Source organism: Brachybacterium saurashtrense (assembly GCF_003355475.1).
Lineage (GTDB): Bacteria > Actinomycetota > Actinomycetes > Actinomycetales > Dermabacteraceae > Brachybacterium > Brachybacterium saurashtrense.
In genome coordinates, this window is the sequence record NZ_CP031356.1 from 2,430,318 (window position 1) to 2,457,078 (window position 26,761).

The following is a 26,761-nucleotide window of genomic DNA, read 5'->3' on the forward strand; positions in this document are numbered from 1 at the left end:
GTGCGGGGTCATGCGGACACCGCCGCCTTCGCGGGATGGTCGCCCGGGAGCGTCTCGAAGGCCGCGCGCTCGGCCTCCTCGGCGCTCACGCCCGGGACCACGGGGAGCAGGTCGGTGTTCAGCTCGGTGCCGCGGGCGCGGGCGAGGTCCTTCTCCTTCTCGCGCACGATCGGCAGCACGTCGCGGCCGAAGGCGGCGACCTCCTCGGTGAAGTGGAGGTAGCAGGTGAGCAGCAGGTTCACGCCCACCTTCTTGTACTCGATGATGCGGTCCGCGATCTCCTCGGGGGTGCCGATGAGGCGGGTCTTGAAGCCGTCGTTGTACTGCACGAGGTCCTCGAAGGAGGAGTCGGCCCACATGCCCTTGCCGTCCTTGGTGGAGGCGCCGGCCTCCTGCACTGAGGCCCGGAATCCCTCCACGGCGGGGCGGTGCGCCTTGGCGACGATCTCGCGCAGGGTCTCCTCCGCCTCGGCGCGGCTCTCGCGGGCGATGACGAAGCCGTTCAGCCCGAACTTCGGCGAGCGGCCGGCCTGCGCGGCGGAGGCGAGCACGCCGGCGACGTTCTCCTCGTAGCCCTCGAGGGTGCGGCCGTTGGAGAAGTACCAGTCGGCCACGCGGCCCGCGGTGGCCTGGGCGGCGGTGGAGTTGCCGCCGAAGAAGATCTCCGGGTGGGGGCGGCCGGGCACGTCGACGGGCTTGGGGCTGAGGGTGAACTCGTCGATCGCGTAGTACTGGCCGTCCTGGGAGTAGCCCTCCTCGGTGAGCAGGCCGCGCAGGGCGCGGATGAACTCCTCGGTGCGCACGTAGCGCTCGTCGTGCTCGAGCCAGGGCAGGCCGAACTTCACGAACTCGTCCTTCAGCCAGCCGGAGACGATGTTCACCGCGGCACGGCCGCCGGAGAGGTGGTCGGCGGTGATCAGCCACTTGGCGAGCACGCCGGGGTGCCACATGCCGGGGTGGAAGGCGGCGATCACGCGCAGCCGCTCGGTGGCGCCCAGCAGGGCGAGGGAGAAGGCGGAGGCCTCGTGCTGCTTGTCCGCGCCGTAGCTGGCGGCGTAGCGGGTCTGGGTGAGCGCGTACTCGAAGCCGGAGTTCTCGGCGATCTGGGCCAGGCGCGAGTTGTAGGGCAGCTGCCAGTCGGTGCGCTGCTCGATGGTGGAGACCACGAGGCCGCCGGAGACGTTGGGCACCCAGTAGGCGAACTTCAGCGGCGTCTCGATGGTCGAGGCGGGGACGGTGGTGGTCATGGGAACTCCTTCATCGGCTCGGCCGACGGTCGGTGCGGGCGGTGGGAAGTGTGTCGGTCCTCGGGGGCGACGGTCGGGTCGTCCGCGGGGAGGGACGCGAGCGAGTCCGCGACCGCGGCCACGGCCTCGGGGTTCTGCAGGGAGGTGATGTCCCCGAGAGGGTCCGGGGTGCGGCCGGCGCGGCGGGCGCGCTCGGCGTGCACCAGCTGCGCCAGCAGGCGGCGCATGATCTTGCCCGAGCGGGTGCGGGGCAAGTCCGGGACCGTCACGACGAAGCGGGGCTTCGCGATCGGACCGATCTCGGCCGCGACACGGGCGCGCAGCGCGGGCACGTCGAGCGCGGGCACGTCGGCGCCGCCGGCGGCGATCACGAACACGGCCACGGCCTGCCCGGTGAGCGCGTCGTCCACGCCCGCGGCGCCGGCCTCCCGCACCGACGGGTCCGCGACCAGCGCTGATTCGATCTCGATGGTGGAGAGGCGGTGCCCGGAGACGTTCACGACGTCGTCGAGGCGACCCAGGATCCAGAAGCAGCCGTCGGCGTCCACCGTGGCGGAGTCCCCGGCCACGTAGTAGCCGCCGTGCGCGCCGTGCCCGGCGTAGTCGCGCCAGTACGAGTCGCGGTAGCGCTCCGGATCGCCCCACACGGTGCGGGCCATGCCGGGCCAGGGGCGCCGCGCCACCAGGGTGCCGGCCACGCCGGGCGGCTGCTCGGCGCCGTGCGCGTCCACCACGGACAGGTCGATGCCGGGCAGCGGCACGGTCGCGGAGCCGGGCTTGAGGGTGGTGGCGCCGGGCAGCGGCGCGAGCATCGCCGCGCCGGTCTCGGACTGCCACCAGGTGTCCACCACCGGCAGCTCGTCGCGGCCGAAGGTGCGGCGGAACCACACCCAGGCCTCGGGGTTGATCGCCTCGCCCACGGTGCCCAGCAGGCGCAGGGTGGACAGGTCGTGCCCCTCCGGCAGCGCGTCCCCGAACCAGCTCATGAAGGTGCGGATCAGGGTGGGAGCGGTGTAGTAGACGGTGACGCCGTAGCGCTCGATGATCTCCAGGTGCCGTTCGCGGGAGGGCTCGCCCGGGGTGCCCTCGTAGATCACCTGGGTGAGGCCGTTGCTGAGCGGGCCGTAGATCTCGTAGGTGTGGGCGGTGACCCAGGCGAGGTCGGCGGTGCACCAGTGGACGTCCTCGGGCCGGGCGTCGAAGTGGGCCCAGTGCGCCCAGGAGGTGTGGGCGAGGTAGCCGCCGGAGGTGTGGACGAGGCCCTTCGGCTTGCCGGTGGTGCCGGAGGTGTAGATGATGAACAGCGGGTGCTCGGCGTCGAACGGGACGGGCCGGTGCACCGCGCTCGCGCGGTCCACGCTCTCGTGCCACCACACGTCCCGGCCCTCGGTCCAGGCCACGTCCTGGCCGGTGCGGCGCACCACGAGGACGTGCTCGAGGGCGGGGAGGTCGCGGGCGGCCTCGTCCGCGGCGGATTTCACCTCCACGGCCTGGCCGCGGCGGAACTGGCCGTCGGAGGTGACCAGGAGCTTCGCGCCGGTGTCCTGCAGGCGGAAGCGCACCGCCTCCGCGCTGAACCCGCCGAACACCAGGGAGTGCACGGCGCCGATCCGGGCGCAGGCCAGCGCGATGACGACGGTCTCCACGAGCACGGGCAGGTACACCACCACGCGGTCGCCGGGGCCGATGCCGAGCTCGGTGAGCGCGTTCGCGGCGCGGGAGACGCGCTCCTGCAGGTCCCGGTAGGTGACGGAGACGCGGTCCCCGGGCTCGCCCTCGAAGTGCACCGCCACCTTCTGGCCGTTCCCGGCGCGCACGTGCCGGTCCACGCAGTTCTCGGCGACGTTCAGGCGGCCGCCGTCGAACCAACGGGCGGCGGGGACGGACAGCTCCCCGGTGGCGGGGTCCGGCGTGGGCGGGGTCCAGTCGAGCACGGTGTGCCAGGGCTCCGCCCAGTCCAGACGCCGCGCGGCGGACTCCCAGAAGCCGAGCGGATCGGCCGAGGCCTCCGCGTACAGCCCCGCCTCCGCGTTCCAGGCGCCTGCGGGCGCGGGGGCGGGCGGGTAGCTGCGGGTCTCCACCAGGCGCGACTCGGCGGCGGCCGACGGCGCGGAGGTGGACGGCGCAGCGGCGGACGGTGCAGTGGTGCGGGTGGTGGTGCTCATGTCCAGGTCCTCAGGAGCTTCTTCTCGGCCAGGCCCAGCAGGGCGTTGGTGAGGCTGCCCAGCACGGCGAGCAGCACGATGGCGAGCAGGATCCGGTCCACGCGGCCCGTCTGCTGGGAGTCGTTGAGCAGGAAGCCCAGGCCCATCGAGGAGGCGATCAGCTCAGCCGCGACGAGGAACAGCCACGCCTGGGCGAGCGCGAGGCGCAGCCCGGAGACCACCGAGGGCACCACGGCGGGCAGCTGCACGGTGCGGAACAGGGACCAGCCGCGCAGGCCGAAGCAGCGCCCGGCCTCCACCAGGTGCGGGTCGATGTGTCGCAGCGCGGCGGCGACGGTGGTGAACACGGGGAAGAACGCACCGATCGCCACCAGGGTGATCTTCGATTCCTCGCCGATCTGCAGCCACAGGATCAGCAGCGGCACCCAGGCCAGGGAGGGCACGGCCCGCAGCGCGGCGAGGGTGGGGCTGAGCACGGCGTCCCCGGCGCGGGACAGGCCCACCACGGCGGCGACGGCCAGGCCCACCACGGAGCCCGCGGCGAAGCCCAGCAGCACGCGCTGCACCGAGATCGCGATGTGCAGCCACAGCTCGCCGCGCTCGATCAGCTGCCTCCCCGCCTCCAGCACCGCGAGCGGGCCGGGAAGCCGGTAGGCGGGCACCAGCCCGGTGGCGGTGCTCACCTGCCAGGCCGCGAGGATCAGCACCGGCAACAGCGCCCCGGCGGCGACCCGCACCGCGGTGCGGTCCCACACCGCGCGGGCCGGGGCGGCAGGGGCCGTCCCGTCGGCGGCGCGCGCGGTCCCGGCCCCGTCGGCCGTCGCCTCGGGGTCCGCGGCGCGGGCGCTCGCGGGAGCGCTCACTGCGACGCCACCGCGGCGGTCGCGAAGTCGGCGTGGAGGATCTCCGCGCGGGCCTTCTCGACGGCCTCGGCCCCGCCGGCGACGTCCCCGGAGTCGGAGAGCATCGGGGAGATCGCCTCGAGCACGGCGAGCTGGTCCTCCCCGGGCACGCCGGAGACGTCGAGGTTGGAGCGCTCGGTGATCACGGTGGTGGCGACCTCGAGGTCGATGCCGGCGGCGTCGGCCAGCAGCTGCGCGGTCTCCTCGAGGTTCTCGAGCGCCCAGGTGCGAGCGGTCTCGTACGCGTCCACGACCACCTGGACCACGTCCGCGTGGTCCTCGAGGAAGGCCTCGGTGGTGTTGAGGAAGCCGTAGGTGTTGAAGTCGACGTTGCGGTACACCAGCTGCGCGCCGGACTCCACCTCGGCGGCGGCCATGATCGGGTCCAGGCCCGCCCAAGCCTCCACGCTGCCGCCCTCCAGGGCGGAGCGGCCGTCGGCGTGCTGCAGGGGCTGCAGCTCCACGTCGTCGATGCTGAGCCCCGCCTCGCCGAGGGCCTGGACCAGGAAGAAGTACGGGTCGGTGCCGGGCGTGGCGGCGACGGAGCGGCCGGCGAGGTCGCCGGGGCCGGTGATGTCGCTGTCCGCCGGGACCACCAGCGCGGACCACTCGGGCTGGGAGTAGATGTCGATGACCTTGAGCGGGGTGTCGTTGGCGCGGGCCAGCAGCGCGGCGGAGCCGGCGGTGGAGGCGATGTCCGCGGAGCCGGAGCGGAGGAACTCGTTGGCCTTGTTGGAGCCGGCCGACTGCACCCACTCCACGGTGACGCTCTCGCCCAGGGCGTCCTCGATGAGGCGCTGGTCGCGCACCACCAGGCTGAGCGGGTTGTAGGTGGCCCAGTCGACGGTGAGGGAGTCGGTGCTCCACTCGCCGGCGCCCTCGGCGGAGCCCGCGGCGATGTTCTCCGAGCCCTCGCCGGGCACGCAGGCGGCCAGGGCCGTCCCGGCGAGCGCGGAGAGTCCGAGGGCGGTGGCGGTGCGGCGGCTGAGGAGGTGGGTCATGAGGAGATCTCCGAGGGGGTGGGGGCGGTGTGATGGGTGTGGACGCCGAGGCCCTCGAGCAGCTCGGCGCGCAGGGCTGCCAGCTCGCGATCCGCGCGGTCGCGGGGGCGGGTGCCGGGCACGTCCAGGTCGCGGGCGATCGAGCCCGAGACGGAGTCCTCGCGCAGGGAGCGCAGCAGCAGCACCCGGTCGGCGAGGTAGAGCGCCTCCTCGACGTCGTGGGTGACGACGAGGACGGTGGTGGGCTCGGCGGCGTGGATCTCCAGCAGCAGGTCCTGCATCCGCAGCCGGGTGAGCGCGTCGAGCGCCCCGAAGGGCTCGTCCAGCAGCAGCACCTCGGGGCTGCGGGCCAGGGCCCGGGCCAGGGAGGCGCGCTGGGCCATGCCGCCGGAGACCTCGCGAGGGCGAAGCGCGGCGGCGTGCTCGAGACCCACCAGCTGCAGCAGGTGCCGCACCCGGTCCCGGCCCTCGGCGCGGCCGGTGCCGCGGGGCAGGCCCAGGGCGACGTTCTTCTCGAGCGTGCGCCAGGGCAGCAGGCGCGGCTCCTGGAAGGCGACGGCGGTGCGCGGATCGGTGCCGCGCAGCGGGGAGTCGCCGAGGCGGATCTCGCCGGCGCTGGGCCGGTCCAGGCCCGCGACGAGGCGCAGCAGCGTGGACTTGCCGCAGCCCGAGGGGCCCACCACGGCGGCGATCTCCCCGGCGCCCAGGTCGAGGTCCAGGTCGCGCAGCACCTCGTGACGGCCCTGGGGGCCGTCGAAGCCGCGCGCGACGGCCTCGAGGCGCACGCCGTCGGGCGCGGTGCGCCGGGCGGGTGCGGCCGCGGACGTCGTGCGCGGCGCGCCCGTGCGGGTGTCGGGCTCGGTGGCGGTGCTGGTCATGGCCCCGACTATGACGGCGTGGGACGGGAGCACGCCAGAACGGCGTCATAAGCCGTCATAGTCGGGGGCCGAAGACGGCCGACGGGGCACGGTGGTGCGACCTGCGCAACAGGCTCGGTGGAATTGCTACCCTCACGAGCCTGACGAGGTCGTCGCGCACGGGGTTCGCGGCACGCGGGGGACGAGGACAGGGGATTCGGGTGGCGTTCCAGGGAATGGACCCTGATGAGGTGCGCGCGGTCGCGGAGCGGATGCGCTCGGCGCGCCACCTCCGAACCCGAGGGCGGGACCGGGCACGCCGCCGCCGCCGGGGACGGCACGGCCTCCGTGCGCATGCTCGACGGAGACGCGGGGGACGTGCCGCTGGATCCCGAGGTGCGGGCCGCCTGGGAGTAGATGACCCCGGAGCAGAAGAAGGCGGTGCTCCAGGAGATGGTCGACCAGGAGTTCGAGCGCTACGGCATGGACCCCGTGGACATCAGCTTCTTCTACGAGGAGCCGGACGAGAACGGCATGATCACCTACGGCAGCTGGAGCGACGGGGACGGTGAGCTGAGGATGAACGAGTACTTGCTCTACTCCCCCGATCTGGCGCTCACCACGGTGCACGAGGTGCGGCACGCCGCACAGCACGAGTTCGTCGAGCAGACCGAGGGCGGCATGTGGGACTGGCTGCCCTGGGTGGACGGGCCGGAGGCGGACTACGAGCGCATCGAGGAGGGGCACGGCATCACCCGGGAGGAGGTCGAGGCCTGGCGCGAGAACAACGAGCCCGGCAACTACATCTCCCCCGAGGACGACTACGAGGGGTACCGCGACCAACCGGTCGAGGTCGATGCACGGTAGCGGGAGGACGAGCTCGCGGGTGACCTGACCCCGGAGGACCTCCAGCAGTACCAGCAGGACGCGGGCGTCCCGGTCAGCGAGGAGCCATGAGCCGGCGGCGCTTCCTGGGGCTCGCGGGCGTCGGCTCCGCGTTCGCGCTGCTCGGCGCCTGCGACGGGACCGAGGAGGGGACGGGGATGGACCCGGAGGCGACACCTGCGGCCGGCGCGTGCCAGGAGGGCGCGGTGGCCGCGCGCACGGATCCCGACGGGAGCGACGGCGGCGGAGCCTCCCGCACCGGTGTCGACCCCTCCGTCGTGGCGCCCGGGGCGCTGGCGGTCTCGCCCGACGGGGTGGCGCTCGCCGCGGCCGCCGGTCTGGGCGCGACACGCTCGGGCTCCGGCTCGACCGCCGTCGGCACGACGCTCTGGAGCACGGCGGACGGGAGTGTGAGCGCACGCTTCGACAACGCGCGCACCGGCGCGCTGGCCTGGCATCCCGGTGGCTCGCTGCTCGCTGTCGGGGGCTCGGAGCAGATCGAGCTGACCACCCCCGAGGGAGAGGTGCGCTGGACCCTCGCCGGACACGGCGAACCGCTCCCGGACAGCGGGCGGCGCCGCATCCAGGACCTCGCCTTCTCCGCGGACGGCGAGCTCCTCGCCTCCCTCGGGGCCGACAGGACGGTGCGGCTGTGGCGCGGGATCAGCGAGGCGGGCTGCACCCCCGGCGAGGTCCTCGACACCACGGCGCTGCGGCCCCTGTCGATCGCGCTCTCCCCCGACGGATCGACCCTGGCGGTGTGCGGCACCGCGGGAGCTCCTCAGCTGTGAGACATCGAGGCGGCCTCGCCGGCCTCCGAGGTGGACGGGGTGGAGTTCGCCCCGCGCGTCGTGGCGTATGCGCCCGACGGCTCGCTGCTGATCGGCAGCGGCGTCCCCGAGACCAGCACCACGAGCTCCCCCGAGCGGGCGCGCCTCGTCGTCCTGGGGACCGACGGCCGGCTCGAGCACGGCCCGGACCCGGAGGGTCTGGACGTCAGCAGCATCGCGATCGACCCCGTGACGGGGAGTATCGCCGCGGTCGGGGCGAACGACGACCGGGTGCTGCTCTGGGACCGTTCCGCGGACGGGCAGGAGGACCTCCCCCGAGCCCCCGGGCCGCTGGGCCGCCTGGCCTGGGCCCCGGACGGGTCGAGGCTTCTGGGCGTCTCCCCCTCCCATGGTGTGCTCGCCCACGACGGCACCGACTGGACCGCCTTCGACCTGCCCTGACCCACCCCGCCCAGGACGCACTGGGACTCACCCGACCGAGAAGAGGCACCGTGGACTTCCCCGACGCCGTGGAGGCTTTCCTCCTGGACCCGACCCCCGCGACCCGGCACCCCCTGCACGCCGCCATCCTGAGCGACCGGACCTTCGACCCCCGCGTCGCGTTGCGCGAACTGCTCGGGGAGGCTCCGCCCCCGCAGGTCGTGCTCGACTCGATCGGTGCCCGCATGCCTGGGCTCTTCCTCTCCCCGCAGGCGCACGGGCTGCTCGCCCGCGCCCATGAGGCGCTCGGCGAGGAGTCCGATGCCGAGCGCGAGCGCAAGCTCAGTCTCCTCGCGCTGCGCGAGATCGCGGACTCGGGCGCCGGCACCGAGGACTCCCCACTCGAGGTGCTCCGCCTCGAGGACGAGTACGACCACCTCCAGGCCGGTCACCGCCGCTCCACCGCGCAGAGGCTCCACCGCACCGACGAAGGGGCGTTCGACGTGCACACCCTCGAGGACGGCACCGAGCTCTGGTACCGCCTGCTGTGGAGGGTCCCCGAGGCTGGCTGAACACCCTGCGCGCTCCGTCGGCCCTCGAGCGTCAGCCCAGCTCCCCCTCGAGGATGCTGAGCACGTCCGCCTCGCGGAAGCCCAGCGCCCGGTTCAGGGCGAGCATCGGTGCGTTGTCGAGCGCCGTGTACGTCTGGATCCAGCGGGCCCGGGCGGCCTCGCGCCCGGCGTTGCAGCCGTCGCGCAGCAGGGCGTTCCAGGCGAGCAGCGCCTCGTGGTCGGCGGGGTCGACGGGGGTGATCTCCGCAGCGGTCATGCTCGTCATCAGATCATGTCCTCCCCGGTGCGGCCAGGGAATTCCCAGGTCTCAGCCGCCCAGCCGCACGAGCCGCGCATCCAGCATCGCCCGGATCCCCGGCCACTCGAGGGGGAGGATCGAGTACACGACGGTGTGGCGCACCGAGCCGTCGGGCAGGATGCGATGGGCGCGCAGGATCCCGTCCTGCTGCGCGCCGAGGGCCTCGACGGCGCGGCGCGAGGCGAGGTTCAGGTGGTGGACCCGGAACTCGACGCGCAGCAGGTCGAGGGTGTCGAAGGCATGGCCGAGCAGCAGGCGCTTCATCGCCGTGTTCACGCCGGTGCGGTGCACGGAGCCGGCCAGATAGGTGTTCCCGATCTCGAGGCCCCGGTCGTCGAGCGCGAGGTTCATGAAGGTGCTCAGCCCCACCACGCGCTCGTCCGCCTCGCGCACGACGGCCCAGGCGAGGCGGGTGCCGGCGTCGACGTCCTCGCGGAGCCCGGCGACGGCGCCCTCGACCTCCTCCGGGGCGGGCACGTGCGGGGCGAAGGGCAGGCGGTGGATCTCCCCGTCGGCCACGACCGCGCGCAGGCCCGGCACGTGCGCCTCGGTGAGCGGCTCGAGGCGGATCCCGTGCCCGGCGAGGGTCACCGGCTCCAGACGGGCCGGGTCAGCCACGACCGCTCCCGTGCTCCTCGATCGCCATCTCGTAATAGCGCAGCAGGTCGTCGGAGGCGTTCTCCCAGGAGAACTGCTCCGCCTCGGCACGGGCGGCCTCGCGGATGCGGCCGCGCAGGTCCCCGTCGCCGAGGCGGGTGAGCGCGGCGTCCAGGCTCGCCTCGTCCCCGGAATCGAACAGCAGCCCGTTCACCCCGTCGGTGACCTGCTCCATCGTCGGCCCGGACCGCGCCGCGACCACCGGCAGGCCGGAGGCCATGCCCTCGAGGATCACGAGGCCCAGGGTCTCGGTGACCGAGGGGAACACGAAACCGTCCGCGCTGGCGAAGGCGCTGGCGAGCTCCTCCCCCTCCATGAAGCCGGGGAACAGGGTGTGGGTGCCGGCGAAGAGCTCCTCGAGCTCGCCACGGAACGGGCCGTCGCCCACGATCGCGAGCGCCACGTCGTCACGGCGCTCCATCATCGGCCGGAGGCGGTGGATCTCCTTCTCCGCCGCGAGCCGGCCCACGAACACCAGCAGCTTCTTGCCCGGATGCCCCTGGGTGAGGCGCTCGCGCATCGCCTCGCTCGCGAAGCGGGGGTGGAAGGTCTGCGTGTCCACGCCGCGGCGCACCACGTGCAGGTTGTGCAGGCCCTGCGCGACGAGCTCGGCCTTCATCGACTCCGAGGTGGCGATGTTGACGTCGGCCAGGGCGTGATTGCGCTTGATCTGCCACCACACCGCGGGCTTCCCCCACCGGTAGGCCCGGTACAGGTCCAGGTAGCGAGGGATGTGCGTGTGATAGCTCGCCACCAGCGGGATCCGCTGGCGGTGCGCGGCGAAGGCGCCGGAGGAGGCGAGCAGGATCGGCTGGGCGGCGTGGACCACGTCCGGGTGGAAGCCGCGGATGATGCCGTCCACGGTGGGGCTGGGGAGGGTGAAGCGCCGATGCTTGTAGAACGGCAGCGTCACCGGGCGGATGCCCACCACCCGGGCCCCGTGATGCTCGGTCACGCCGAGCTCGGGGGCGATCACCATCACCTCGTGACCGAGGTCCGTGAACCGCTCGACGGCGTGGCGCAGCCGGGTCACCACGCCGTCGACGGAGGGCAGGAAGGTCTCCGTGACGATCGCGATCTTCACGGAACGGGGCTCACTTCCAGGTGACGGTGGGCATGACCAGCTCGCGCTTGACGCGATCGGTGTTGTTCATCGCCACCTTGAGCACCTCGGTGAGGTGCTCGTCGGTGAGCAGGTGGGGCTCCAGGCCCAGGTCGAGCAGGTTGGTGTTGACGGCATTGTAGTAGTGGTCGTACTTCTCCACGCGCGGGTTCTCGACGGTGGACAGCGCCACCTCCGTGCCGAGGTCCGCGGCCACCTTCTGCACCTTCTCGGCGAGCTCCTTGACGGAGAACTGCTCGGTGAACTGGTTGTACACCCGGAACTCGCCGCGCTCGGCGGGGTTCAGGCAGGCGATCTCGATGCAGCGCACCGTGTCCTGGATGTCGAGGTAGCCGCGGGTCTGGGAGCCGTTGCCGTAGACGGTGAGGTCGTGGCCGATGGCGGCCTGGATGAGGAAGCGGTTCAGGGCCGTGCCGAACACCGCGTCGTAGTCGAAGCGGTTGACCAGGCGGGGGTCCAGGCGGGTCTCGTCGGTCTCGAGGCCGTACACCACGCCCTGGTTGAGGTCCGTGGCGCGGGTGCCCCACACGCGGCAGGCGAACATGATGTTGTCGCTGTCGTGCACCTTGGTGAGGTGGTAGAAGGAGCCCGGGGCCTTCGGGAACGGGAGGCGGTCCTTGCGGCCCTTGTGCTCGATCTCGATCCAGCCCTCCTCGATGTCGATGTTCGGCTGGCCGTACTCGCCCATGGTGCCGAGCTTGACGAGGTGGCAGTCCGGGGCGAAGTCCTTGATCGCCCACAGCACGTTGAGGGTGCCCTCGACGTTGTTGCGGTGGTTCTCGATCGCGTGCTCGCGGTCGATCATCGAGTAGGGGGCGGAGCGGTGCTCGGCGAAGTGCACGAAGGACTCCGGCTGGATCTCCTGGAAGATCGCGGAGACGTCGTCGTAGTCGGTGAGGTCCGCGATCCGCACGGCGATGTCCTTGCCGGAGACCTCCTTCCACACGGCGACGCGCTCCTCCAGCGGGAGGATCGGGGTGACCGAGTTGGAGCCGAGCTCCACGTCGATCTCGCGGCGCACCAGGTTGTCCACGATCGTGACGTCGTGGCCCTTCTGCGAGAGGTAGAGGGCAGTGGGCCAGCCGCAGAATCCATCTCCACCGGCGACGACGATCTTCATGGGGTGTGTCCTCCAAGGGTCCTGGTGCCGGCGGGGCGGGGGCGCCGCTGCCGGATTGTGCATGTCGTGCTCCGCCCATAACGTAATGCAGGCCGGGTGCCGGTCAAAGACGGGGAACACCCGCGTGAACTGCGGAGGGACGGACGATGAACGACACACAGGACGAGGGCCCGGCGGGTCGTCCGCTCACGATGGGATCCACTGTATCCCGCGCCCCCGAGGCGGTGCTGGACGCCCTCTCACCTGCCCACTCCGCTGCCCGCTCCCCCGCCCCGCGGCCCCTGCCGGACACCTCCCGCCGCGTGCTCGTGATGGCGATCGTGAACCGCACCCGGGACTCCTTCTTCGACGAGGGACGCACCTGGGCGCTCGAGGCCGCGGTAGCCGCCGGGCTGGACGCCGCGGCGCAGGGCGCGGACCTCGTGGACGTGGGCGGGGTCAAGTTCGCCCCCGGGGACCCGCTGCCCGCCCAGGAGGAGGGCGAGCGGGTGGTCCCGGTGGTCGAGCAGCTGCGCGCCCGGCTCCCCGCCCATGTGCTGATCTCGGTGGACACCTTCCACGCCGCCGTGGCCCGGGAGGCGATCGCGGCGGGCGCGGACCTCGTCAACGACACCACCGGGCTCTCGGACCCGGAGATGGCGCCGACGGTCGCCGCGCGCGGGGCCTCGCTGGTGCTCACCCACTCGGCCGCCGCGCCGCGCCGCCCCCTGCCCCGCCCCCGGTACGACGACGTGGTGGGCGAGGTGCGGGAGTTCCTCGCCGCGCGCCTCGAGCGCGCCCTGGAGGCCGGGATCCCCCGGGAGCGGATCGTGCTGGACCCGGGCCCGGACCTCAACAAGTCCACCGTGCAGACCCTCGAGCTGCTGCGCGGCTGGGAGGAGTTCACCGGCTTCGACCTCCCCCTGCTGGCGGCGCTGTCCCGCAAGGACGTGGTGGGCGAGTCGCTGGGGCTGCCCAAGGAGGAGCGGCTGGAGGGGTCCCTCGCCGCGGCCGCCTGGACGATCCGGCTCGGGGCGCGGATCCTGCGCGTGCACGACGTGGAGCCGACGGTGCGGATGGTGCGGATGCTCGAGGTGATCGCCGGCTGGCGCGCACCGGCCGGGCCGCTGGTCCACAACGCCTGAGCCAGGGGCCGACGGGCCCGTCGGCCGAGGCGCCGACTCCCGCGGAGCACCGCCGTGCCCACCTGCGCACGTCGGCGCTCCGTCGCGTGCGTCGGCGCTCAGCCGTGCTCGGCCAGCACCGCGTCGGCGAGGCGCGGCATCACCTCGCGGTGGGTGTCGCAGAAGTCCAGCGAGGTGCCCACCACCAGGGCGAGATCGGCCACCGGGTCCACCCAGAAGGCGGTGCCGCGCATCCCGAAGTGCCCCACGGTGGCCGGGCTGTTGCCGATGCCCGTCCAGTGCGGGGACTTCTCGCCGCGCACCTCGAGTCCCAGGCCGAAGGGATTCGGGCTCTGCTTCCCGAAGCCGGGCATGATCCCCTCGAGCGCGGGCAGCTGGGGCCGCGTCAGCTCGGCGTGCCAGCGCGGCGCGAGCAGGGTGGGGCGCAGCAGCTCGGCCGCGAACAGGGCGAGGTCGTCGAGCGGGCCGTGGGCGCCCACGGAGGCCGAGCCCTCCCACACCAGGTCGCGCATGCCCAGCGGGTCGGCGATCCGCTCCTGGACGATGTCCCCGAGGTCCCGGCCCAGCGCCCGTTCGAGGTGCCGCCCCGCCTCGTCGATGCCGTAGTTGGAGTAGTGACGGCGCCGCCCGGGGGGCTGCAGCGTGCTCGCGGACTCGTAGAAGAACCCGGAGGCGTGACAGAGCAGGTGGCGCAGCGTGGAGCCGGGCGGCCCGGCCTCGTCCTCGAGGGTCACCGCGCCGTCCTGCAGGGCGAGGGCGGCGGCGACGCCGGTGAGCGCCTTGGTGACCGAACGCCAGGGGCGGATCCGTCGCACGTCCCCGCGGCGCGCCCGCTCCCCCTCGGGGCCCAGCACGATCGCCGCGGCCTCGACGCCGAACGCGTCGAGCAGGTCGAGCGCGCTCATCCGCGCGCGGCCCCCTCCCCGAAGCGGTCGAGCACCGCGTCGGTGAGCCCGGGCCAGATCCGCACGTGCTCGGGCCCGAACGGGATCGCGCCGAGGAAGGCGCAGGCGAGCCCCGCCTCGGGATCCGCCCAGAGGAACGAGCCGGACTGGCCGAAGTGCCCGACGGTGCGCGGGGAGGAGTGCGCGCCCGTCCAGTGCGGGTCCTTGTGCCCGCGGATCTCCACCCCGAGCCCCCAGTCGTTGGGCGACTGGCGGCCGTAGCCGGGGAGGATCCCGGCCAGGCCCGGGAACTGCACGGTGCGCATCTCCTCGTGGAGGGCGGCCGAGAGCAGGGTGGGGGCGAGCAGCTCGCGGCCCACGGCGAGCAGGTCCCGGATCGTGCCGCGGTACCCGGCGGCCGGGGAGCCGTCCACCTCGAGGTCCACGAGGTCCAGCCCCTGCACCACCGTCTGCTCCATCCACTGGGGGAAGTCGTAGCCGGTGGCCTCCGCGACGTGGGCGGCGAGCACCTCGAAGCCGGTGTTCGAGTAGACGCGGCGGGCGCCCACGGCGCTGACCGTCTCCTCGCCCTCGAAGGGGTAGCCGGCGGTGTGGGCGAGCAGGTGGCGCACGGTGGCCCCCTCGGGGCCGGCCGGCTCGTCGAGGTCCACCAGCCCGCGCTCCACCGCGATCAGCACGGCGAGCGCGGTGAGGGGCTTGGAGACGCTGGCGAGGTCGAACAGCCGCTCCGGCTCGCCCTGCACGTGCACCGCGGCGCGGGCATCGGTGACGCCGAGCGCATGGGCGGCGTCGAGGTCGATCGGGATCTCGGGCATGCTCGCGGTCTCCACGCCCTCACTATGGCACGCCCCGCGCCGACCTCTTCACCTCTCCTGCACGAATCCCACGCCACCTCCGCGCCGGGGGATCACGGCCTCGACCTGCTCACGCGCTACGATCGCAGGGCGAGCTCCGCGCCCCCGGTGCGGTGCGCGCGCCAGTCAGCCACTGCGAGAGCGAAGGACCATCGTGGGGATCTTGGATCGGATCGAGCGCGGCCTCGACCGCGGCGTGACGAGCGTCTTCTCGCCCGGTCGCGGGCAGCTGAAGCCGCTCGACCTGGCGCAGGGGCTCAAGCGCGAGTGCGACGACCAGATCCAGGTGCTGGACCGCACCCGCACCCTCGCCCCGAACGTCTACTCGATCTACCTGCACTCCCAGGACTACGACCGTTTCGTCTCCTGGCAGGACACCCTGCTCGACGAGCTGCAGCGCGTGCTGATGGAGCACGCGGAGAAGCAGCGCTACATGTTCGTGGGCGCCGTCTCCGTCTCGCTGGAGCGGGACGACGAGGTGCGCGCCGGGCGCTTCGAGACCGAGTCCCGCACCGAGCGGGGCAGCGTCGCTCCCGCCACCGGCGCCGCGCAGGCCGGCCCCGGCGGCAGCCCGATCGTGGAGATCGACGGCCAGCAGTACCTGCTCACGGGCCCGGTCACGGTGATCGGCCGCGGCGGCGACGCCGACATCATCCTCGAGGACACCGGCGTGTCCCGCCATCACCTCGAGCTGCGCGCCGAGCCGGACGGCTCCCTGGTCGCCACCGACCTCGGCTCCACCAACGGCACCTTCGTGGACGGGGAGCGGATCCGCACCCCCGTGGCACTCCAGGACCGCTCGCTGCTGAAGATCGGCCGCACCCGTCTGACCGTGCTGCTCCCCGCGGCCGGCCCGGTCAGCTGGTGAGCGCCTCATGAGCGAGCTGACACTGGTCGCCCTGCGCCTGGGCTTCGTGCTGGCGCTGTGGATCTTCGTGGTCGTGGTGGTGCTGGTGCTGCGCAACGACCTGTTCGGCACCACGGTGGTGACCCGTTCCAGCCGCGACCCGCGGCGCGAGCAGCGCCCCGCCTCCGGGCCGATCGGCGGGGCCGCCGCGGCGGCCGGCGCCGAGCCGGGCCAGCTGCGCACCTCCCCCGAGGTGACCCAGGCCGCGATGGTGGTGACGGCGGGTCCGCTGCGCGGCACCTCGCTCACGCTGGGCTCCACCCCGATCCTCATCGGCCGCGCCCCCGAGTGCACGCTGGTGCTGGACGACGACTACGCCTCCAACCGCCACGCCCGCGTGTTCCAGCGCGAGGGCGAGTGGATGGTGGAGGATCTGGGCTCGACCAACGGCACGCTGGTCTCCGACCGACGGATCGAGGGTGCCGTGCCGTTCCGGCCCGGCGCCCGGGTGCGGATCGGTCGCACGGAGATCGAACTGAGACGAGGTCCGCGATGAGCATCGCCCTGCGCTACGCCGCCCGCTCCGACGTCGGGCTCGTGCGGTCCAACAACCAGGACTCCGGCTACGCCGGCAGCCACCTGCTGGTGGTGGCCGACGGGATGGGCGGGCACGCCGGCGGCGACGTCGCCTCCTCGGTGGCGATCGGCCGCCTGGCCCAGCTCGACTCGGAGACCCCCGCCTCGGACATCGTCGCCACCCTCGAGGAGACGGTGCTGCAGGCGAACCAGGAGATCCTGCGCCGCGCCCGGGACGAGCCGCAGCTGCGCGGGCTGGGCACCACCATCACCGCGCTGCTGCGCTCGGAGGGCAAGTTCGCCCTCGCGCACATCGGCGACTCCCGCGCCTATCTGCTGCGCGGCGGCGAGACCACCCAGATCACCAAGGACCACACCTTCGTGCAGCGCCTGCTGGACGAGGGCCGGCTCACCGAGGACGAGGCCGAGCGCCACCCGCAGCGCTCGGTGCTGATGCGCGTGCTGGGCGACGTGGACGCCGATCCCGAGCTGGACCTCTCGCTGCGCCCCGCCCACGCCGGGGACCGCTGGCTGCTGTGCTCGGACGGCCTCTCCGGACTGGTCTCCCTGGACACCATCGACGCGACGCTGCTCGAGTTCACCGATCCCGGCGAGTGCGCCGACGCGCTGGTTCAGCTCGCCCTCAAGGGCGGCGGCCCCGACAACATCACCTGCATCGTCGCGGACGTGGTGGACCTCGAGGCGCTGCCCCGGGGCGAGGAGGCGCCCAGCACCACCCCGCAGATCGTCGGCTCGGCGGCGCGCAACCGCAACGCGCCCACCAGCGCCTCCGGCCCCGCCGCGAAGGCGGCCGCGCTCACCCGCGAGGACCCGGACATCCCCTACGAGGACGAGGACTTCTCCGAGGAGGAGCCGCCGCGCCGCAGCCCCTGGCCGGCCCTGGTGGCGGTGACGCTGCTGATCGCCGTGCTGGGCGGCGTGCTGTGGGCGGGCTGGTCCTGGTCGCAGCGGCAGTACTTCGTGGGCACCGACGGCACCAGCGTGGTGCTGTACCGGGGCCTGTCCCAAGACCTCGGGCCGTTGCCGATGTCGGAGCCCGTGGAGGTCACGGACATCGCCCTGGAGGACCTGCCCGAGGTGACCCGCCGCCAGGTGGAGAGCACCATCTCCGCCTCGGACCGCGACGCCGCCGAGGCGATCATCGACCGGCTCGAGCAGGTCGCGCAGTCGAACCTGCCGCCTCCGGCGGTCTCCCCCGCACCCTCCGACGGCGGTGGGGCCTCCGATGCCGGCGGGGCCTCCGACGACGGCGGGACGACGTAGTGGCGACGATCGTCTCCTATACCGCGAGCCCGCGCCGCCTCACCCAGGCGCTGCTGCTGCTGCTCGCGGTCGCGATCGGCGTGGGCGCCTACGCCCTGGTGGGGCTGGGCCGGCACCACGAGCTGCCCGAGAACCTGCTGGTGTACGTGATCGGCGCGGCCGCGCTCGCGCTGGTGCTGCAGAGCGTGGTGATGTGGCGGGCCCCGTACGCGGACCCGGTGATCCTGCCGCTGGTGACGCTGCTGAACCTGCTGGGCATCGCCATGATCGAGTCCGTGCACTCCGCGAACGAGATCTACGGGATCCGCACCTCGGCGAGCGCGGACCGGCAGATGCTGTGGGCGATCCTGGGCGTGCTGCTGTGCGCCGCGCTGCTGGTGGTGCTGCGCGATCACCGCCGACTGCGCCGCTACACCTGGATCAGCGCGGTGGTGGGCGCGGTGCTGCTGCTGATGCCTCTGCTGCCCCTGATCGGCTCGTCCCGCAACGGCTCGCGGATCTGGATCTCCGTGGCCGGGTACAGCTTCCAGCCCGCGGAGCTGGCGAAGATCGCGTTCGCGATCTTCTTCGCCGGCTACCTCGTCTCCCGCCGCGACACCCTCGCCCTGGCCGGGCCCAAGGTGCTGGGCATCCACCTGCCGCGCTGGTCGGACTTCGGGCCGATCCTGGTGGCGTGGGGCTTCGCGATGGCGGTGCTGGTGTTCCAGACGGACCTGGGCACCTCGCTGATGTTCTTCGGCCTGTTCGTGGTGATGCTGTACGTGGCCACCGACCGGCTGAGCTGGCTGGTGATCGGGGCGGTGATGTTCCTGCCGCCCGCGGTCTTCGCCGCCACCCAGATGGGGCACGTGCGCACCCGCATCACCTGCTGGCTGGATCCGCTCTCGAGCGCGAACTACGGCTCCTGCGAGCAGATCAGCCAGGGCTTGTTCGGCCTCGCCAACGGCGGGATCACCGGGGCGGGCCTGGGCGAGGGGCGCCCGGACGTGGTCCCCCACGCCGAATCGGACTTCATCTTCGCCTCCTTCGCGGAGGAGCTCGGGATGGTGGGCGCCTTCGCCCTGCTGCTGCTCTACCTGCTGCTGGTGCAGCGGGCGATGCGCGCCGCGGTGGGGATCTCCGACGGCTTCGGCACGCTGCTGGCCGGCGGGCTGGGCTTCGTGCTGGCGCTGCAGGTGTTCGTGGTGGTGGGCGGGGTGACCCGGGTGATCCCGCTGACGGGCCTCACCCTCCCCTTCCTCGCCGCGGGCGGCAGCTCGCTGGTGTGCAACTGGCTGATCGCCGGGATCCTGGTGCGTCTCTCCGACGCCGCCCGCCGTCCCGCGGCTCGGCAGGTCGCCGGCGCCGGCGCGGCGCCGCGTCCCGCCCAGGAGGTGCCCGCATGAACCGGCCGCTGCGCCACGTGTGGCTGGTGGTGAGCGTGCTGTTCGTGCTGCTGTTCACCTCCACCACCTACTTCCAGGTGATCGCCCAGGGGCGGCTGAACGCCCACGGGCAGAACGACCGCACGCTGTACAACGAGTACGGGCGCCACCGCGGCCCGATCGTGGTGGACGGCCACGCGATCGCGGTCTCGCAGTCCTCGGACGACACCTACGGCTACCTGCGCACCTACGATCCGGGCGCGATGTACGCCCCGGTGACGGGCTACTACTCGGTGGTCTACGGCTTCACGGGCCTGGAGCGGTCGCTGAACGACACCCTCTCCGGCGAGGCCGACGCGCTGTTCTACCACCGCATCTCGGACATCCTCTCCGGCCGGCAGGGGCGCGGGGCCACCGTGGAGCTGACCCTCGACGCCGCCGCCCAGGAGGCCGCCTGGGACGCCCTGGACGGTCGCCGCGGCAGCGTGGTCGCGCTGGATCCGGAGACGGGCGCGGTGCTGGCGATGGTCTCCTCCCCCAGCTACGACCCCAATCAGCTCGCCTCGCACGACAGCGCCGCGGTGAACGAGGCGTGGACCGCGCTGCAGGAGGACCCGGACCGCCCGCTGACGAACCGGGCCATCGGCGGTGACCTGTACCCGCCGGGCTCCTCGTTCAAGCTGGTGGTGGCCGCGGCCGCGCTCGAGACCGGAGAGTACACGGCGGAGTCGGAGATCCCGGGGCCGGGCACCTGGCAGCTGCCGAACTCGAGCGCGGTGATGAATAACCACGCCGCCGGCGGCACCGAGCCGTGCGGGCCCGAGGACACCTCCACGCTGGCCGACGCGCTGCGCCAGTCCTGCAACACCTCCTTCGCGATGCTCGGTGTGGACCTCGGCCAGGAGCAGCTGCGCGAGACGGCGGAGGAGTTCGGCTTCGGGCAGTCCCTGGAGATCCCGATGTCGGTGACCCCGTCCACGCTCGGCGAGGACCTGGACGACGCCCAGCTCGCCACCACGTCGATCGGTCAGTACGAGACCCGGGTGACGCCGCTGCAGATGGCGATGGTGGCCGGGGCGTTCGCGAACGACGGCGTGGTGATGCAGCCGCAGCTGGTGCAGGCCGTGCGCACCAGCGACCTCACCGCCGTCTCCGAGCTCACGCCGCAGGAGCTGGGACAGCCGGTGACCGCCGCGAACGCCGCCCAGATGCGGCAGATGATGGTGGGCGTGGTCGAGGACGGCACCGGCACCGCGGCGGCGATCGACGGCGTCGAGGTGGGCGGCAAGACGGGCACCGCCCAGTGGGGCGAGGACCGCACACCGCACTCCTGGTACGTGGGGTACGGACAGCTGGAGGACCGGAAGATCGCGCTGGCGGTCGTGGTCGAGGAGGGCGGATACGGGTCGCGGACCGCGGCGCCGATCGCCCAGGACGTGATGGAGGCGGTGATCCTGCCATGAGGACCGAAGCCGGGCTCGTGCTCGAAGGACGCTACGAACTGACCTCGCTCATCGCCACGGGCGGGATGGGCCAGGTGTGGAAGGGGCGCGACCAGGAGCTGGATCGCGAGGTCGCGATCAAGGTGCTGCGCGAGGAGTACGCGGGGGACGAGGGCTTCCTCAAGCGCTTCCGCGCCGAGGCCCGCCACACCGCCGCGCTCTCGCACGAGGGCATCGCGGCGCTGTACGACTACGGCGAGCTCGACGGCCGCGCGTACATCGTGATGGAGCTGTGCCCGGGCCGGCCGCTCTCCGAGATCATCGAGGAGAACCCCGGCGGGCTGCCCGAGAAGCGGGTGGTCTCGCTGCTCATCGAGCTGGCGCGGGCGCTGGACGCCGCCCACTCCAAGGGCGTGGTGCACCGCGACGTGAAGCCGGAGAACGTGCTGGTGGACGAGGCGGACGACTGGTCGATGAAGATCACGGACTTCGGCATCGCGCGCAGCAAGGACCAGGCCCGGCTCACCAAGACGGGCCTGGTGATGGGCACCGCCCAGTACCTCGCCCCCGAGCAGGCGATGGGCAAGCAGGCCACCTCGCTCTCCGACATCTACGCGCTGGGGATCGTGGGCTACGAGATGCTCGCCGGCCGGCGCCCGTTCACGGGCGCCAGCCAGGTGGAGATCGCGATGGCGCAGGTGAAGCAGCAGCCGCCGGAGCTGCCCGCGGCGATCGGCGAGGACCTGCGACGCCTGGTGATGATGATGCTGGCGAAGGCCCCGGCGAACCGTCCCCGCTCCGCGGCGGCGGTCTCGCGGATCCTCGAGGCGATCCAGCGCGGGGTGGAGCCGCGCTTCACCACCGGCGCGATTCCGGTGACGAAGGTGGAGGACCACGACTGGACCGGGGAGAACCGGGTGCGGGGCGAGGGCGGCGCGGACCGTCGTCCGGGCGCCTCGCCCACCGGCACCCGCACCGCGGCGATGCCGCTGCCGATGTCGGGCCGGGGTCGCGGCATCCGGCACCGCTCCGGCGCCTCGGGGCCCTCGGCGCTCTCGGCCTCCTCGGCGAGCTCCGCCCCGCGACGCAGCGCCCGCTCGGCACGCTCGGCGGGTTCCGGCACCTCCGGCGCGTCGGCGTCGTCGACGGGCTCGGCCCGGTCGGCGCCGTCGGCCCGCTCCGCCCAGTCCGCCCGCTCGGCGCCGTCGGCGGCCTCGGCCTCCTCGCCCGCCGTGGCGCCGGGCGCCGGACGGCCGGGCTCCCGCACCCCGGGGGCGGCGACCGGCTCGCCCGCGGCGGCCGACGGGACGGGGCGCGCGCCCGGCGTCGCCGCCTTCGACGGGGTGGACACGCCCACCTCGGCGCGCACGGTCCGCGGCACCTCTACGGGCCGACGGCTGGGCGGGCTGTCCCTGCCGGGCCTGGTGCTGCTGCTGCTCGTGGCGGTGGCGATCCTGGCCGCGGTCGCGGGCGGGATGGGGCTGCTGCCGCTGGGCGCGGCCGGGGGCGATGGGGCGCAGATCTCACCGCTGACCGCAGGTGTCGCGCTGTCAGCAACTACGATGGACGGATCGGTCGGGGCGACCACGGCATGAGGACGGGTGTTCAGTGAGCGAAGAGACGGTGGTCCTGGGCGGACGCTACCGGCTGGGGAAGATCCTCGGCACCGGCGGCATGGCCGAGGTGTTCCTGGCCGAGGACACCCGCCTGCACCGCACGGTCGCCGTGAAGGTGCTCCGTGCCGATCTCGCCCGGGACGCGAACTTCCAGGAGCGGTTCCGCCGTGAGGCGCACAGCGCCGCCTCGTTGAACCATCCCTCCATCGTCGCGGTGTACGACACCGGCGAGGAGCAGCAGAGCACCGTCACCGGGGCCGAGATCACGATCCCCTTCATCGTGATGGAGTACGTGCAGGGCCGCACCCTGCGCGAGCTGATCGATCCCGAGCACCCGATGGACGCCCACCAGGCCGGGGAGATCATGGCGGCGCTGCTGAGCGCCCTGGAGTACTCGCACCGGGCGGGCATCGTGCACCGGGACATCAAGCCCGGCAACATCATGATCGACGAGTCCGGCACGGTGAAGGTGATGGACTTCGGCATCGCCCGCGCGATCGCGGACGCGACCAGCGCGATGACCGCCACCCAGGCCGTGATGGGCACCGCCCAGTACCTCTCCCCCGAGCAGGCGCGCGGGCAGCTCGTCGACGCCCGCTCGGACATCTACTCCGCCGCCTGCGTGATGTACGAGATGCTCACGGGCCGCCCGCCGTTCACCGGCGACACCCCCGTCTCGATCGCGTACCAGCACGTGCGCGAGGAGCCGCACCCGCCCTCGGCGTACAACCCCGCGATCGTGCCGGCGATGGACGCCGTGATCCTCACGGGCCTGACCAAGGACCGCGAGGCCCGCTACCCGAGCGCCGTCGCCTTCTCCCGGGACATCGCCGCGGTGGTGTCCGGGCGGGCGCCGGCGCTGGTGAGCGCCGCCGCCTCCGGCGGCGAGGACCCGGAGGCGACGACGGTGCTGGGCCCGGTGGGCGCGGCCACGGAGGCGCTGCCGCTGGGCGCCGGGGCCGCGGCGGGCATGGCCGCCCAGAACTGGTCCGGCAGCTCCGCGACCACCCCCACCACCGGTCCGCTGGCCCTGCACACCGCCGAGGAGGTCGAACCGGCCGAGGAGGAGCGCCGCCGGCCCTGGTGGCTGATCATCCTGGTGATCATCGCGGTGCTGGCCCTGGTGGGCGCGGCGCTGGCGGTGCTGCGCCCCTGGGACCAGGAGCCGGAGACGGTCACGGTCCCGGCCGTGGTCGGGGAGACGGAGGAGGACGCGGGCACGATACTGCGCGAGCAGGGGCTGGACCCGCAGTTCACGCAGGTGGAGTCCGCGGAGGTCGAGGCGGGCCTGGTGATCTCCACCGATCCCGGCGAGGGCGAGGAGGTCTCCCCCGGCGCCACCGTCGCGGTGAGCGTCTCCAGCGGCCCCGAGGCCACGGAGGTCCCGGACGTGGTGGACATGTCCCGCGAGGACGCGGAGCAGGCACTGGAGGATGCCGGCCTGGTCGCCGAGTACGTGGACAGCGAGGACACCAAGCAGAAGGAGCGCGGCGTGGTGGTGCGCTCCCAGCCCGCCGCCGGCAGCTCCGCGCAGCGCGGGGACACGGTGCAGATCTGGGACGCGACCGGCAGCTACACCGTCCCGGACGTCACCCTCACGGACGTGGACAGCGCCACCGCGACGCTCGAGGACATCGGCTTCACGGTCGACACCAGCGAGCGCGCGGACGGCGACCACGAGGAGGGCACGGTGCTCGAGCAGACCCCGCCCAGCGGCTCCTCGGAGTCGATCGGCGCCACCATCCGCCTGGTGGTCGCCGCGCCGCAGGGCCCGGTCGCGGTCCCGAACGTCACCGGGCAGACCCTCGCCGACGCCCGCACGGCGCTCTCGGACGCGGGCTTCGGCCACGAGTCCACCGAGGAGCACTCGGACTCCGTCGAGGAGGGCCGCGTGATCCGCACCGAGCCGGGGGCGAACGAGGAGGTGGAGCGCGGCTCCACGATCACCATCGTGGTCTCCTCGGGGCCGGAGCCCACCCCGGACCCGACCCCCACCGAGGAGCCCTCGGAGAGTCCCACGGAGGAGCCCTCGGAGACGCCCAGCGAGACCGAGTCCGACTCCCCGGGCAACAGCGGCAACGGCAACGGCAACGGCAATGCCGGGACGGGACAGGGGACCGGCAATGGCTGAGACGACGAGCGGGTCGCGCCGCGCCGCCCGGATCCTGGTGATCGACAACTACGACAGCTTCGTGTTCACCATCGTGGGCTACCTCCAGCAGATGGGCGCGGAGACCGTGGTGGTCCGCAACGACGAGGTGCCCGAGACGGCGCAGGGCGCCGTGGACCTCGCCGGCTTCGACGGGGTGCTGGTCTCCCCCGGCCCCGGCAACCCCACCACCGCCGGGCGCTCGCTCGAGGTGATCGGCGCGTGCGCGGAGGGCGAGGTGCCGATGCTCGGGGTGTGCCTGGGCCACCAGGCCCTCGGCCAGCACTTCGGCGCGACGGTGGATCACGCCCCGCAGCTGATGCACGGGCGCACCAGCGCGCTCACCCATGAGGGGCGCAGCGTGTTCGCCGGCGCCCCCTCCCCCATGACCGCCACCCGCTACCACTCGCTCACGGTGGTGCCGGAGACGATCCCGGCGCAGCTCGAGGTCACGGCCCGCACCGCCGACGGCATGGTGATGGGCCTGGCGCATCGCACGCTGCCGCTGCACGGGGTGCAGTTCCATCCCGAGTCGGTGCTCACCGAGAACGGCCACCTGATGCTGGCCCGCTTCCTGGAGCTGTGCGACGGCCGCGACGCCGCCGAGCGCTCCGCGGGGCTGAAGCCCCTGATGACCGCCGGCTGAACCGCGTCGCGTCGTCGCTCACGCAGAGGCCGCCAGGTGCGACGGTCGGACCGTGCGCTTCCCGTCGATCAGGTCGTCGCCGCGCGTCGGTCGGGCGCCTCGCCGTCCGTCGGTCAGGACCCCGTCGCGCCGCTGTGCCCGGGTGCCGCGGCGGCGCCCACCAGCCCGTCGTTGAAGGGCATGTACGGCGCGATCGCCGGGAACACCCAGGCGAACAGCGCCACCACGACGGCGGCGAGCAGCAGCACCGTGAGCAGGATCCGCATCCACAGCGGGCCGGGCAGGTGCCGGAACAGCCAGCCGTACATCACTGCACCTCCGGGGTGATCGATACAGGGGCCGCGCGGAGCGCGCCGTCGTCGGCCGTCGGGCCCGCCGCCTGGCCGCCGTCGGAGCCCTGCGCCGCGGTGGCGAGCGCCTCGGGGATCCCGTCGGCGCGGTCGGTCCAGTACGCGAACTCGGCGTGGACGATGTAGCGCTCGCGGGCGGAGTACATCGGGTGGCAGGCGGTGAGGGTCAGCATCCGCTCGGTGGGCGGCACGTCCGGGGCGCCCGGCGTCGGGGCGATCACCTCGACGTCCTGCGGCTGCACGATCAGCGACTCGGTCACCTCGTACACGTAGAAGGCGTCGGCGGTCTCCACCACGATCGGGTCCCCCGGCTCGAGCCGGGCGATGTCCTCGAACACCCGCCCGTAGGTGTTGCGGTGCCCGGCCACGGCCATGTTCCCGATCTCGCCGGGCAGGGCGGTCTCGGGATAGTGCCCGGCGCCCTTGACGTTGAGCACGTCCTCCATGCCCACGCCCTCGGCCAGCGGGAACTCGACGCGGTCGAAGGCGGGCACGTGCATGGTGGCCCACACCAGGGTGTCCTGCGGGGTCTCGGGCACCGGTGGCTCGCCCTCCTGGGCGGGCGCGATGCGTTCGTCGTCGACCGCGCCCCACTCCTGCTCGAGGCCGTCGATGATGCCCGTCTGCTCGCGGCCGGCGACCACGTCGGTCCACCACAGCTGCCACACCAGGAACAGGGCGAGCAGGGCGCCGAGGGTGAGCAGCAGCTCGCCGAGGATCCCCACCAGCGCGCCCGCACGACTCCCGCGGGGCGCCGCGCCGCCGGCGCGATGGGTGGGGCTCATCGGGCCACCGTCGCGTCCACGGTGAGGGAGCCCTCGAAGGCGGGCAGGGTGGTGGTCTCGAGCGTCTCGACCTTCTCGCCCAGGCCCACGTGGTCCACCCATTCGCGGTACACCTGCACCCCGGGCGCGTCGTCGAGGGCGGCGAGCATGTCGTCCACGGGGCCGATCACCGTGACCACGAAGGGCGGGGAGTACACCCGGCCCTCGAGCAGCAGGGTGTTGCCGGCGCAGCGGAAGGCGCTGCCGTTGATCACCCGCTGGTCCTGCAGCATCATCGCCTCCGCGCCGCCGAGCCAGAGCGCGTTGATGTACGCCTCGAGGTCCTGCTGGTGAACCACGAGGTCGTTGGGCTCGGCGCCGGGCACGCTGGAGGGGGCGTCGGTGAGGGTGATCCGCAGGGCGGGGCCGGTCACCTCGCTGAGTCCCACGGCGTCGGAGACCTGCGCGGTGCGCTCCGCGGAGGGGGCGTCGGCCTGGCCGCTGCGCAGCTCCTCCACCTCGGCGCGCATGGTCGCGTTCTCCTCGGTGAGCCGTTCGATGGTGCGGCCGCGCTCCTCGAGCACACCCACCACGTCGCTGCTCTCGTCGCGGAGGGAGCCGCCGCCGGAGATGCGGGCCGTGGTGGCGAACAGGACGCCGCACAGCACCATCACCAGCGCCACCCCGGCCCGGGTGCGCCAGCGCGGGGCGGGACCCTCGACGCCGTCTGCAGCCATGGAGCTCCTCACTTCGCGCGCTCGGTCGACGACCATTACCCTAAGTCACGGTCCGCGCCTGCGGA

At 73.2% G+C, this 26,761-nt stretch carries 27 protein-coding genes; 13 read left to right on the forward strand and 14 right to left on the reverse strand.

Translation table 11 applies throughout. The annotated features are described in order from the left end of the window. Positions 1-8: 8 nt before the first annotated feature. From sfnG to DWV08_RS11115, 5 genes are read right to left on the reverse strand one after another with little or no spacing between them, the layout of a single operon-like run. Positions 9-1,247 carry a dimethylsulfone monooxygenase SfnG gene (sfnG, locus tag DWV08_RS11095; protein WP_115413849.1) on the reverse strand — a complete coding sequence of 413 codons (1,239 nt, stop codon included), beginning with the start codon at positions 1,245-1,247 and terminating at the stop codon, positions 9-11. Continuing rightward, a complete protein-coding gene (gene acs / locus DWV08_RS11100) occupies positions 1,244-3,412 on the reverse strand; it encodes an acetate--CoA ligase (RefSeq protein WP_115413850.1) in 2,169 nt (722 codons plus the stop codon). The genes sfnG and acs overlap by 4 nt, the downstream gene beginning before the upstream one ends. Continuing rightward, positions 3,409-4,275, reverse strand: coding sequence for an ABC transporter permease (locus tag DWV08_RS11105; RefSeq protein ID WP_206516707.1), 867 nt, complete (start codon positions 4,273-4,275; stop codon positions 3,409-3,411). Before DWV08_RS11105 ends, acs begins: the two co-directional genes overlap by 4 nt. After that, on the reverse strand, positions 4,272-5,315 hold the full coding sequence (locus tag DWV08_RS11110; RefSeq protein WP_115413851.1) for an aliphatic sulfonate ABC transporter substrate-binding protein: 1,044 nt from the start codon (positions 5,313-5,315) through the stop codon (positions 4,272-4,274). Before DWV08_RS11110 ends, DWV08_RS11105 begins: the two co-directional genes overlap by 4 nt. After that, a complete protein-coding gene (locus tag DWV08_RS11115; protein ID WP_115413852.1) occupies positions 5,312-6,193 on the reverse strand; it encodes an ABC transporter ATP-binding protein in 882 nt (293 codons plus the stop codon). Before DWV08_RS11115 ends, DWV08_RS11110 begins: the two co-directional genes overlap by 4 nt. Before the next feature lie 396 nt (positions 6,194-6,589). Here DWV08_RS11115 and DWV08_RS11120 point away from each other — a divergent pair, with 396 nt between their 5' ends. From DWV08_RS11120 to DWV08_RS11135, 4 genes are all read left to right on the forward strand, one after another. Next, positions 6,590-7,039, forward strand: coding sequence for a hypothetical protein (locus DWV08_RS11120; protein WP_115413853.1), 450 nt, complete (start codon positions 6,590-6,592; stop codon positions 7,037-7,039). A gap of 86 nt (positions 7,040-7,125) precedes the next feature. Beyond that, positions 7,126-7,848 carry a WD40 repeat domain-containing protein gene (locus DWV08_RS11125; protein WP_115413854.1) on the forward strand — a complete coding sequence of 241 codons (723 nt, stop codon included), beginning with the start codon at positions 7,126-7,128 and terminating at the stop codon, positions 7,846-7,848. Between the two features lie 39 nt (positions 7,849-7,887). After that, positions 7,888-8,289 (forward strand): WD40 repeat domain-containing protein, encoded by a 402-nt coding sequence (locus DWV08_RS11130; RefSeq protein ID WP_115413855.1) that lies wholly within the window; start codon positions 7,888-7,890, stop codon positions 8,287-8,289. Positions 8,290-8,339: 50 nt separating this feature from the next. Further along, positions 8,340-8,840 carry a hypothetical protein gene (locus DWV08_RS11135; protein ID WP_115413856.1) on the forward strand — a complete coding sequence of 167 codons (501 nt, stop codon included), beginning with the start codon at positions 8,340-8,342 and terminating at the stop codon, positions 8,838-8,840. 31 nt (positions 8,841-8,871) lie between these two features. Here DWV08_RS11135 and DWV08_RS16935 read toward each other — a convergent pair whose 3' ends face one another. Genes DWV08_RS16935 through DWV08_RS11155 form a run of 4 tightly spaced genes read right to left on the reverse strand, consistent with a single transcriptional unit; the run spans position 8,872 to position 12,038 of the window. Then, entirely contained in the window at positions 8,872-9,105 is a 234-nt protein-coding gene (locus tag DWV08_RS16935) for a hypothetical protein (RefSeq protein ID WP_206516708.1), read from the reverse strand. A 42-nt stretch (positions 9,106-9,147) separates the two neighbouring features. After that, on the reverse strand, positions 9,148-9,756 hold the full coding sequence (locus DWV08_RS11145; RefSeq protein ID WP_115413857.1) for a GNAT family N-acetyltransferase: 609 nt from the start codon (positions 9,754-9,756) through the stop codon (positions 9,148-9,150). Beyond that, positions 9,749-10,879: a glycosyltransferase family 4 protein gene (locus DWV08_RS11150; RefSeq protein WP_115413858.1), complete on the reverse strand. Its 1,131-nt coding sequence runs from the start codon at positions 10,877-10,879 to the stop codon at positions 9,749-9,751. Before DWV08_RS11150 ends, DWV08_RS11145 begins: the two co-directional genes overlap by 8 nt. Before the next feature lie 10 nt (positions 10,880-10,889). Beyond that, positions 10,890-12,038, reverse strand: coding sequence for an NAD-dependent epimerase/dehydratase family protein (locus tag DWV08_RS11155; RefSeq protein ID WP_115413859.1), 1,149 nt, complete (start codon positions 12,036-12,038; stop codon positions 10,890-10,892). A 146-nt stretch (positions 12,039-12,184) separates the two neighbouring features. Here DWV08_RS11155 and folP point away from each other — a divergent pair, with 146 nt between their 5' ends. Further along, complete coding sequence (gene folP, locus DWV08_RS11160; protein ID WP_115413860.1) at positions 12,185-13,162, forward strand: dihydropteroate synthase; 978 nt, start codon at positions 12,185-12,187, stop codon at positions 13,160-13,162. A 98-nt stretch (positions 13,163-13,260) separates the two neighbouring features. Here the strand turns inward: folP and DWV08_RS11165 are convergent, their stop codons facing one another. Together DWV08_RS11165 and DWV08_RS11170 are read right to left on the reverse strand one after the other, a co-directional pair. Beyond that, on the reverse strand, positions 13,261-14,067 hold the full coding sequence (locus DWV08_RS11165; protein WP_115413861.1) for a serine hydrolase domain-containing protein: 807 nt from the start codon (positions 14,065-14,067) through the stop codon (positions 13,261-13,263). Beyond that, positions 14,064-14,882 (reverse strand): serine hydrolase domain-containing protein, encoded by an 819-nt coding sequence (locus DWV08_RS11170; protein ID WP_115413862.1) that lies wholly within the window; start codon positions 14,880-14,882, stop codon positions 14,064-14,066. The genes DWV08_RS11165 and DWV08_RS11170 overlap by 4 nt, the downstream gene beginning before the upstream one ends. 193 nt (positions 14,883-15,075) lie before the next feature. On the opposite strand from DWV08_RS11170, the gene DWV08_RS11175 reads away from it, so the two are divergent. The 8 genes from DWV08_RS11175 to DWV08_RS11210 are packed head-to-tail and all read left to right on the forward strand — an operon-like array spanning position 15,076 to position 24,845. After that, positions 15,076-15,789, forward strand: a complete 714-nt coding sequence (locus tag DWV08_RS11175) for an FHA domain-containing protein (RefSeq protein WP_115413863.1) — start codon at positions 15,076-15,078, stop codon at positions 15,787-15,789. 7 nt (positions 15,790-15,796) lie between these two features. Beyond that, positions 15,797-16,324, forward strand: a complete 528-nt coding sequence (locus tag DWV08_RS11180) for an FHA domain-containing protein FhaB/FipA (RefSeq protein WP_115413864.1) — start codon at positions 15,797-15,799, stop codon at positions 16,322-16,324. Then, on the forward strand, positions 16,321-17,628 hold the full coding sequence (locus tag DWV08_RS11185) for a PP2C family protein-serine/threonine phosphatase (protein ID WP_115413865.1): 1,308 nt from the start codon (positions 16,321-16,323) through the stop codon (positions 17,626-17,628). Before DWV08_RS11180 ends, DWV08_RS11185 begins: the two co-directional genes overlap by 4 nt. Beyond that, positions 17,628-19,013, forward strand: coding sequence for an FtsW/RodA/SpoVE family cell cycle protein (locus tag DWV08_RS11190; RefSeq protein WP_115413866.1), 1,386 nt, complete (start codon positions 17,628-17,630; stop codon positions 19,011-19,013). The genes DWV08_RS11185 and DWV08_RS11190 overlap by 1 nt, the downstream gene beginning before the upstream one ends. Then, positions 19,010-20,455, forward strand: a complete 1,446-nt coding sequence (locus DWV08_RS11195) for a peptidoglycan D,D-transpeptidase FtsI family protein (protein ID WP_115413867.1) — start codon at positions 19,010-19,012, stop codon at positions 20,453-20,455. Before DWV08_RS11190 ends, DWV08_RS11195 begins: the two co-directional genes overlap by 4 nt. Further along, a complete protein-coding gene (locus tag DWV08_RS11200; protein WP_164740362.1) occupies positions 20,452-22,029 on the forward strand; it encodes a serine/threonine-protein kinase in 1,578 nt (525 codons plus the stop codon). Before DWV08_RS11195 ends, DWV08_RS11200 begins: the two co-directional genes overlap by 4 nt. 13 nt (positions 22,030-22,042) lie before the next feature. Beyond that, positions 22,043-24,181 (forward strand): Stk1 family PASTA domain-containing Ser/Thr kinase, encoded by a 2,139-nt coding sequence (pknB, locus tag DWV08_RS11205; protein WP_115413868.1) that lies wholly within the window; start codon positions 22,043-22,045, stop codon positions 24,179-24,181. After that, the gene (locus DWV08_RS11210; protein ID WP_115413869.1) at positions 24,174-24,845 is read left to right on the forward strand and encodes an anthranilate synthase component II; all 672 of its coding nucleotides are present in this window, start codon (positions 24,174-24,176) and stop codon (positions 24,843-24,845) included. The genes pknB and DWV08_RS11210 overlap by 8 nt, the downstream gene beginning before the upstream one ends. A 113-nt stretch (positions 24,846-24,958) precedes the next feature. Here DWV08_RS11210 and DWV08_RS11215 read toward each other — a convergent pair whose 3' ends face one another. The 3 genes from DWV08_RS11215 to DWV08_RS11225 are packed head-to-tail and all read right to left on the reverse strand — an operon-like array spanning position 24,959 to position 26,696. Further along, positions 24,959-25,153 carry a hypothetical protein gene (locus DWV08_RS11215; protein WP_115413870.1) on the reverse strand — a complete coding sequence of 65 codons (195 nt, stop codon included), beginning with the start codon at positions 25,151-25,153 and terminating at the stop codon, positions 24,959-24,961. Next, the gene (locus DWV08_RS11220; RefSeq protein WP_115413871.1) at positions 25,153-25,980 is read right to left on the reverse strand and encodes a class E sortase; all 828 of its coding nucleotides are present in this window, start codon (positions 25,978-25,980) and stop codon (positions 25,153-25,155) included. Before DWV08_RS11220 ends, DWV08_RS11215 begins: the two co-directional genes overlap by 1 nt. Beyond that, positions 25,977-26,696, reverse strand: coding sequence for a DUF881 domain-containing protein (locus tag DWV08_RS11225; RefSeq protein ID WP_115413872.1), 720 nt, complete (start codon positions 26,694-26,696; stop codon positions 25,977-25,979). The genes DWV08_RS11220 and DWV08_RS11225 overlap by 4 nt, the downstream gene beginning before the upstream one ends. Positions 26,697-26,761: the final 65 nt, after the last annotated feature.

What these genes read in the sequence shown, in the direction of transcription:
- DWV08_RS11115 (WP_115413852.1), bottom strand. Translation starts at nt 6,193, where the DNA reads ATGACCAGCACCGCCACCGAGCCCGACACCCGCACGGGCGCGCCGCGC.
- DWV08_RS11120 (WP_115413853.1), top strand. Translation starts at nt 6,590, where the DNA reads ATGACCCCGGAGCAGAAGAAGGCGGTGCTCCAGGAGATGGTCGACCAG.
- sfnG (WP_115413849.1), bottom strand. Translation starts at nt 1,247, where the DNA reads ATGACCACCACCGTCCCCGCCTCGACCATCGAGACGCCGCTGAAGTTC.
- DWV08_RS11110 (WP_115413851.1), bottom strand. Translation starts at nt 5,315, where the DNA reads ATGACCCACCTCCTCAGCCGCCGCACCGCCACCGCCCTCGGACTCTCC.
- folP (WP_115413860.1), top strand. Translation starts at nt 12,185, where the DNA reads ATGAACGACACACAGGACGAGGGCCCGGCGGGTCGTCCGCTCACGATG.
- DWV08_RS11125 (WP_115413854.1), top strand. Translation starts at nt 7,126, where the DNA reads ATGAGCCGGCGGCGCTTCCTGGGGCTCGCGGGCGTCGGCTCCGCGTTC.
- DWV08_RS11210 (WP_115413869.1), top strand. Translation starts at nt 24,174, where the DNA reads ATGGCTGAGACGACGAGCGGGTCGCGCCGCGCCGCCCGGATCCTGGTG.
- DWV08_RS11180 (WP_115413864.1), top strand. Translation starts at nt 15,797, where the DNA reads ATGAGCGAGCTGACACTGGTCGCCCTGCGCCTGGGCTTCGTGCTGGCG.
- DWV08_RS11195 (WP_115413867.1), top strand. Translation starts at nt 19,010, where the DNA reads ATGAACCGGCCGCTGCGCCACGTGTGGCTGGTGGTGAGCGTGCTGTTC.
- DWV08_RS11185 (WP_115413865.1), top strand. Translation starts at nt 16,321, where the DNA reads ATGAGCATCGCCCTGCGCTACGCCGCCCGCTCCGACGTCGGGCTCGTG.
- DWV08_RS11220 (WP_115413871.1), bottom strand. Translation starts at nt 25,980, where the DNA reads ATGAGCCCCACCCATCGCGCCGGCGGCGCGGCGCCCCGCGGGAGTCGT.
- DWV08_RS16935 (WP_206516708.1), bottom strand. Translation starts at nt 9,105, where the DNA reads ATGACGAGCATGACCGCTGCGGAGATCACCCCCGTCGACCCCGCCGAC.
- DWV08_RS11215 (WP_115413870.1), bottom strand. Translation starts at nt 25,153, where the DNA reads ATGTACGGCTGGCTGTTCCGGCACCTGCCCGGCCCGCTGTGGATGCGG.
- DWV08_RS11170 (WP_115413862.1), bottom strand. Translation starts at nt 14,882, where the DNA reads ATGCCCGAGATCCCGATCGACCTCGACGCCGCCCATGCGCTCGGCGTC.
- DWV08_RS11165 (WP_115413861.1), bottom strand. Translation starts at nt 14,067, where the DNA reads ATGAGCGCGCTCGACCTGCTCGACGCGTTCGGCGTCGAGGCCGCGGCG.
- DWV08_RS11225 (WP_115413872.1), bottom strand. Translation starts at nt 26,696, where the DNA reads ATGGCTGCAGACGGCGTCGAGGGTCCCGCCCCGCGCTGGCGCACCCGG.
- DWV08_RS11200 (WP_164740362.1), top strand. Translation starts at nt 20,452, where the DNA reads ATGAGGACCGAAGCCGGGCTCGTGCTCGAAGGACGCTACGAACTGACC.
- DWV08_RS11155 (WP_115413859.1), bottom strand. Translation starts at nt 12,038, where the DNA reads ATGAAGATCGTCGTCGCCGGTGGAGATGGATTCTGCGGCTGGCCCACT.
- acs (WP_115413850.1), bottom strand. Translation starts at nt 3,412, where the DNA reads ATGAGCACCACCACCCGCACCACTGCACCGTCCGCCGCTGCGCCGTCC.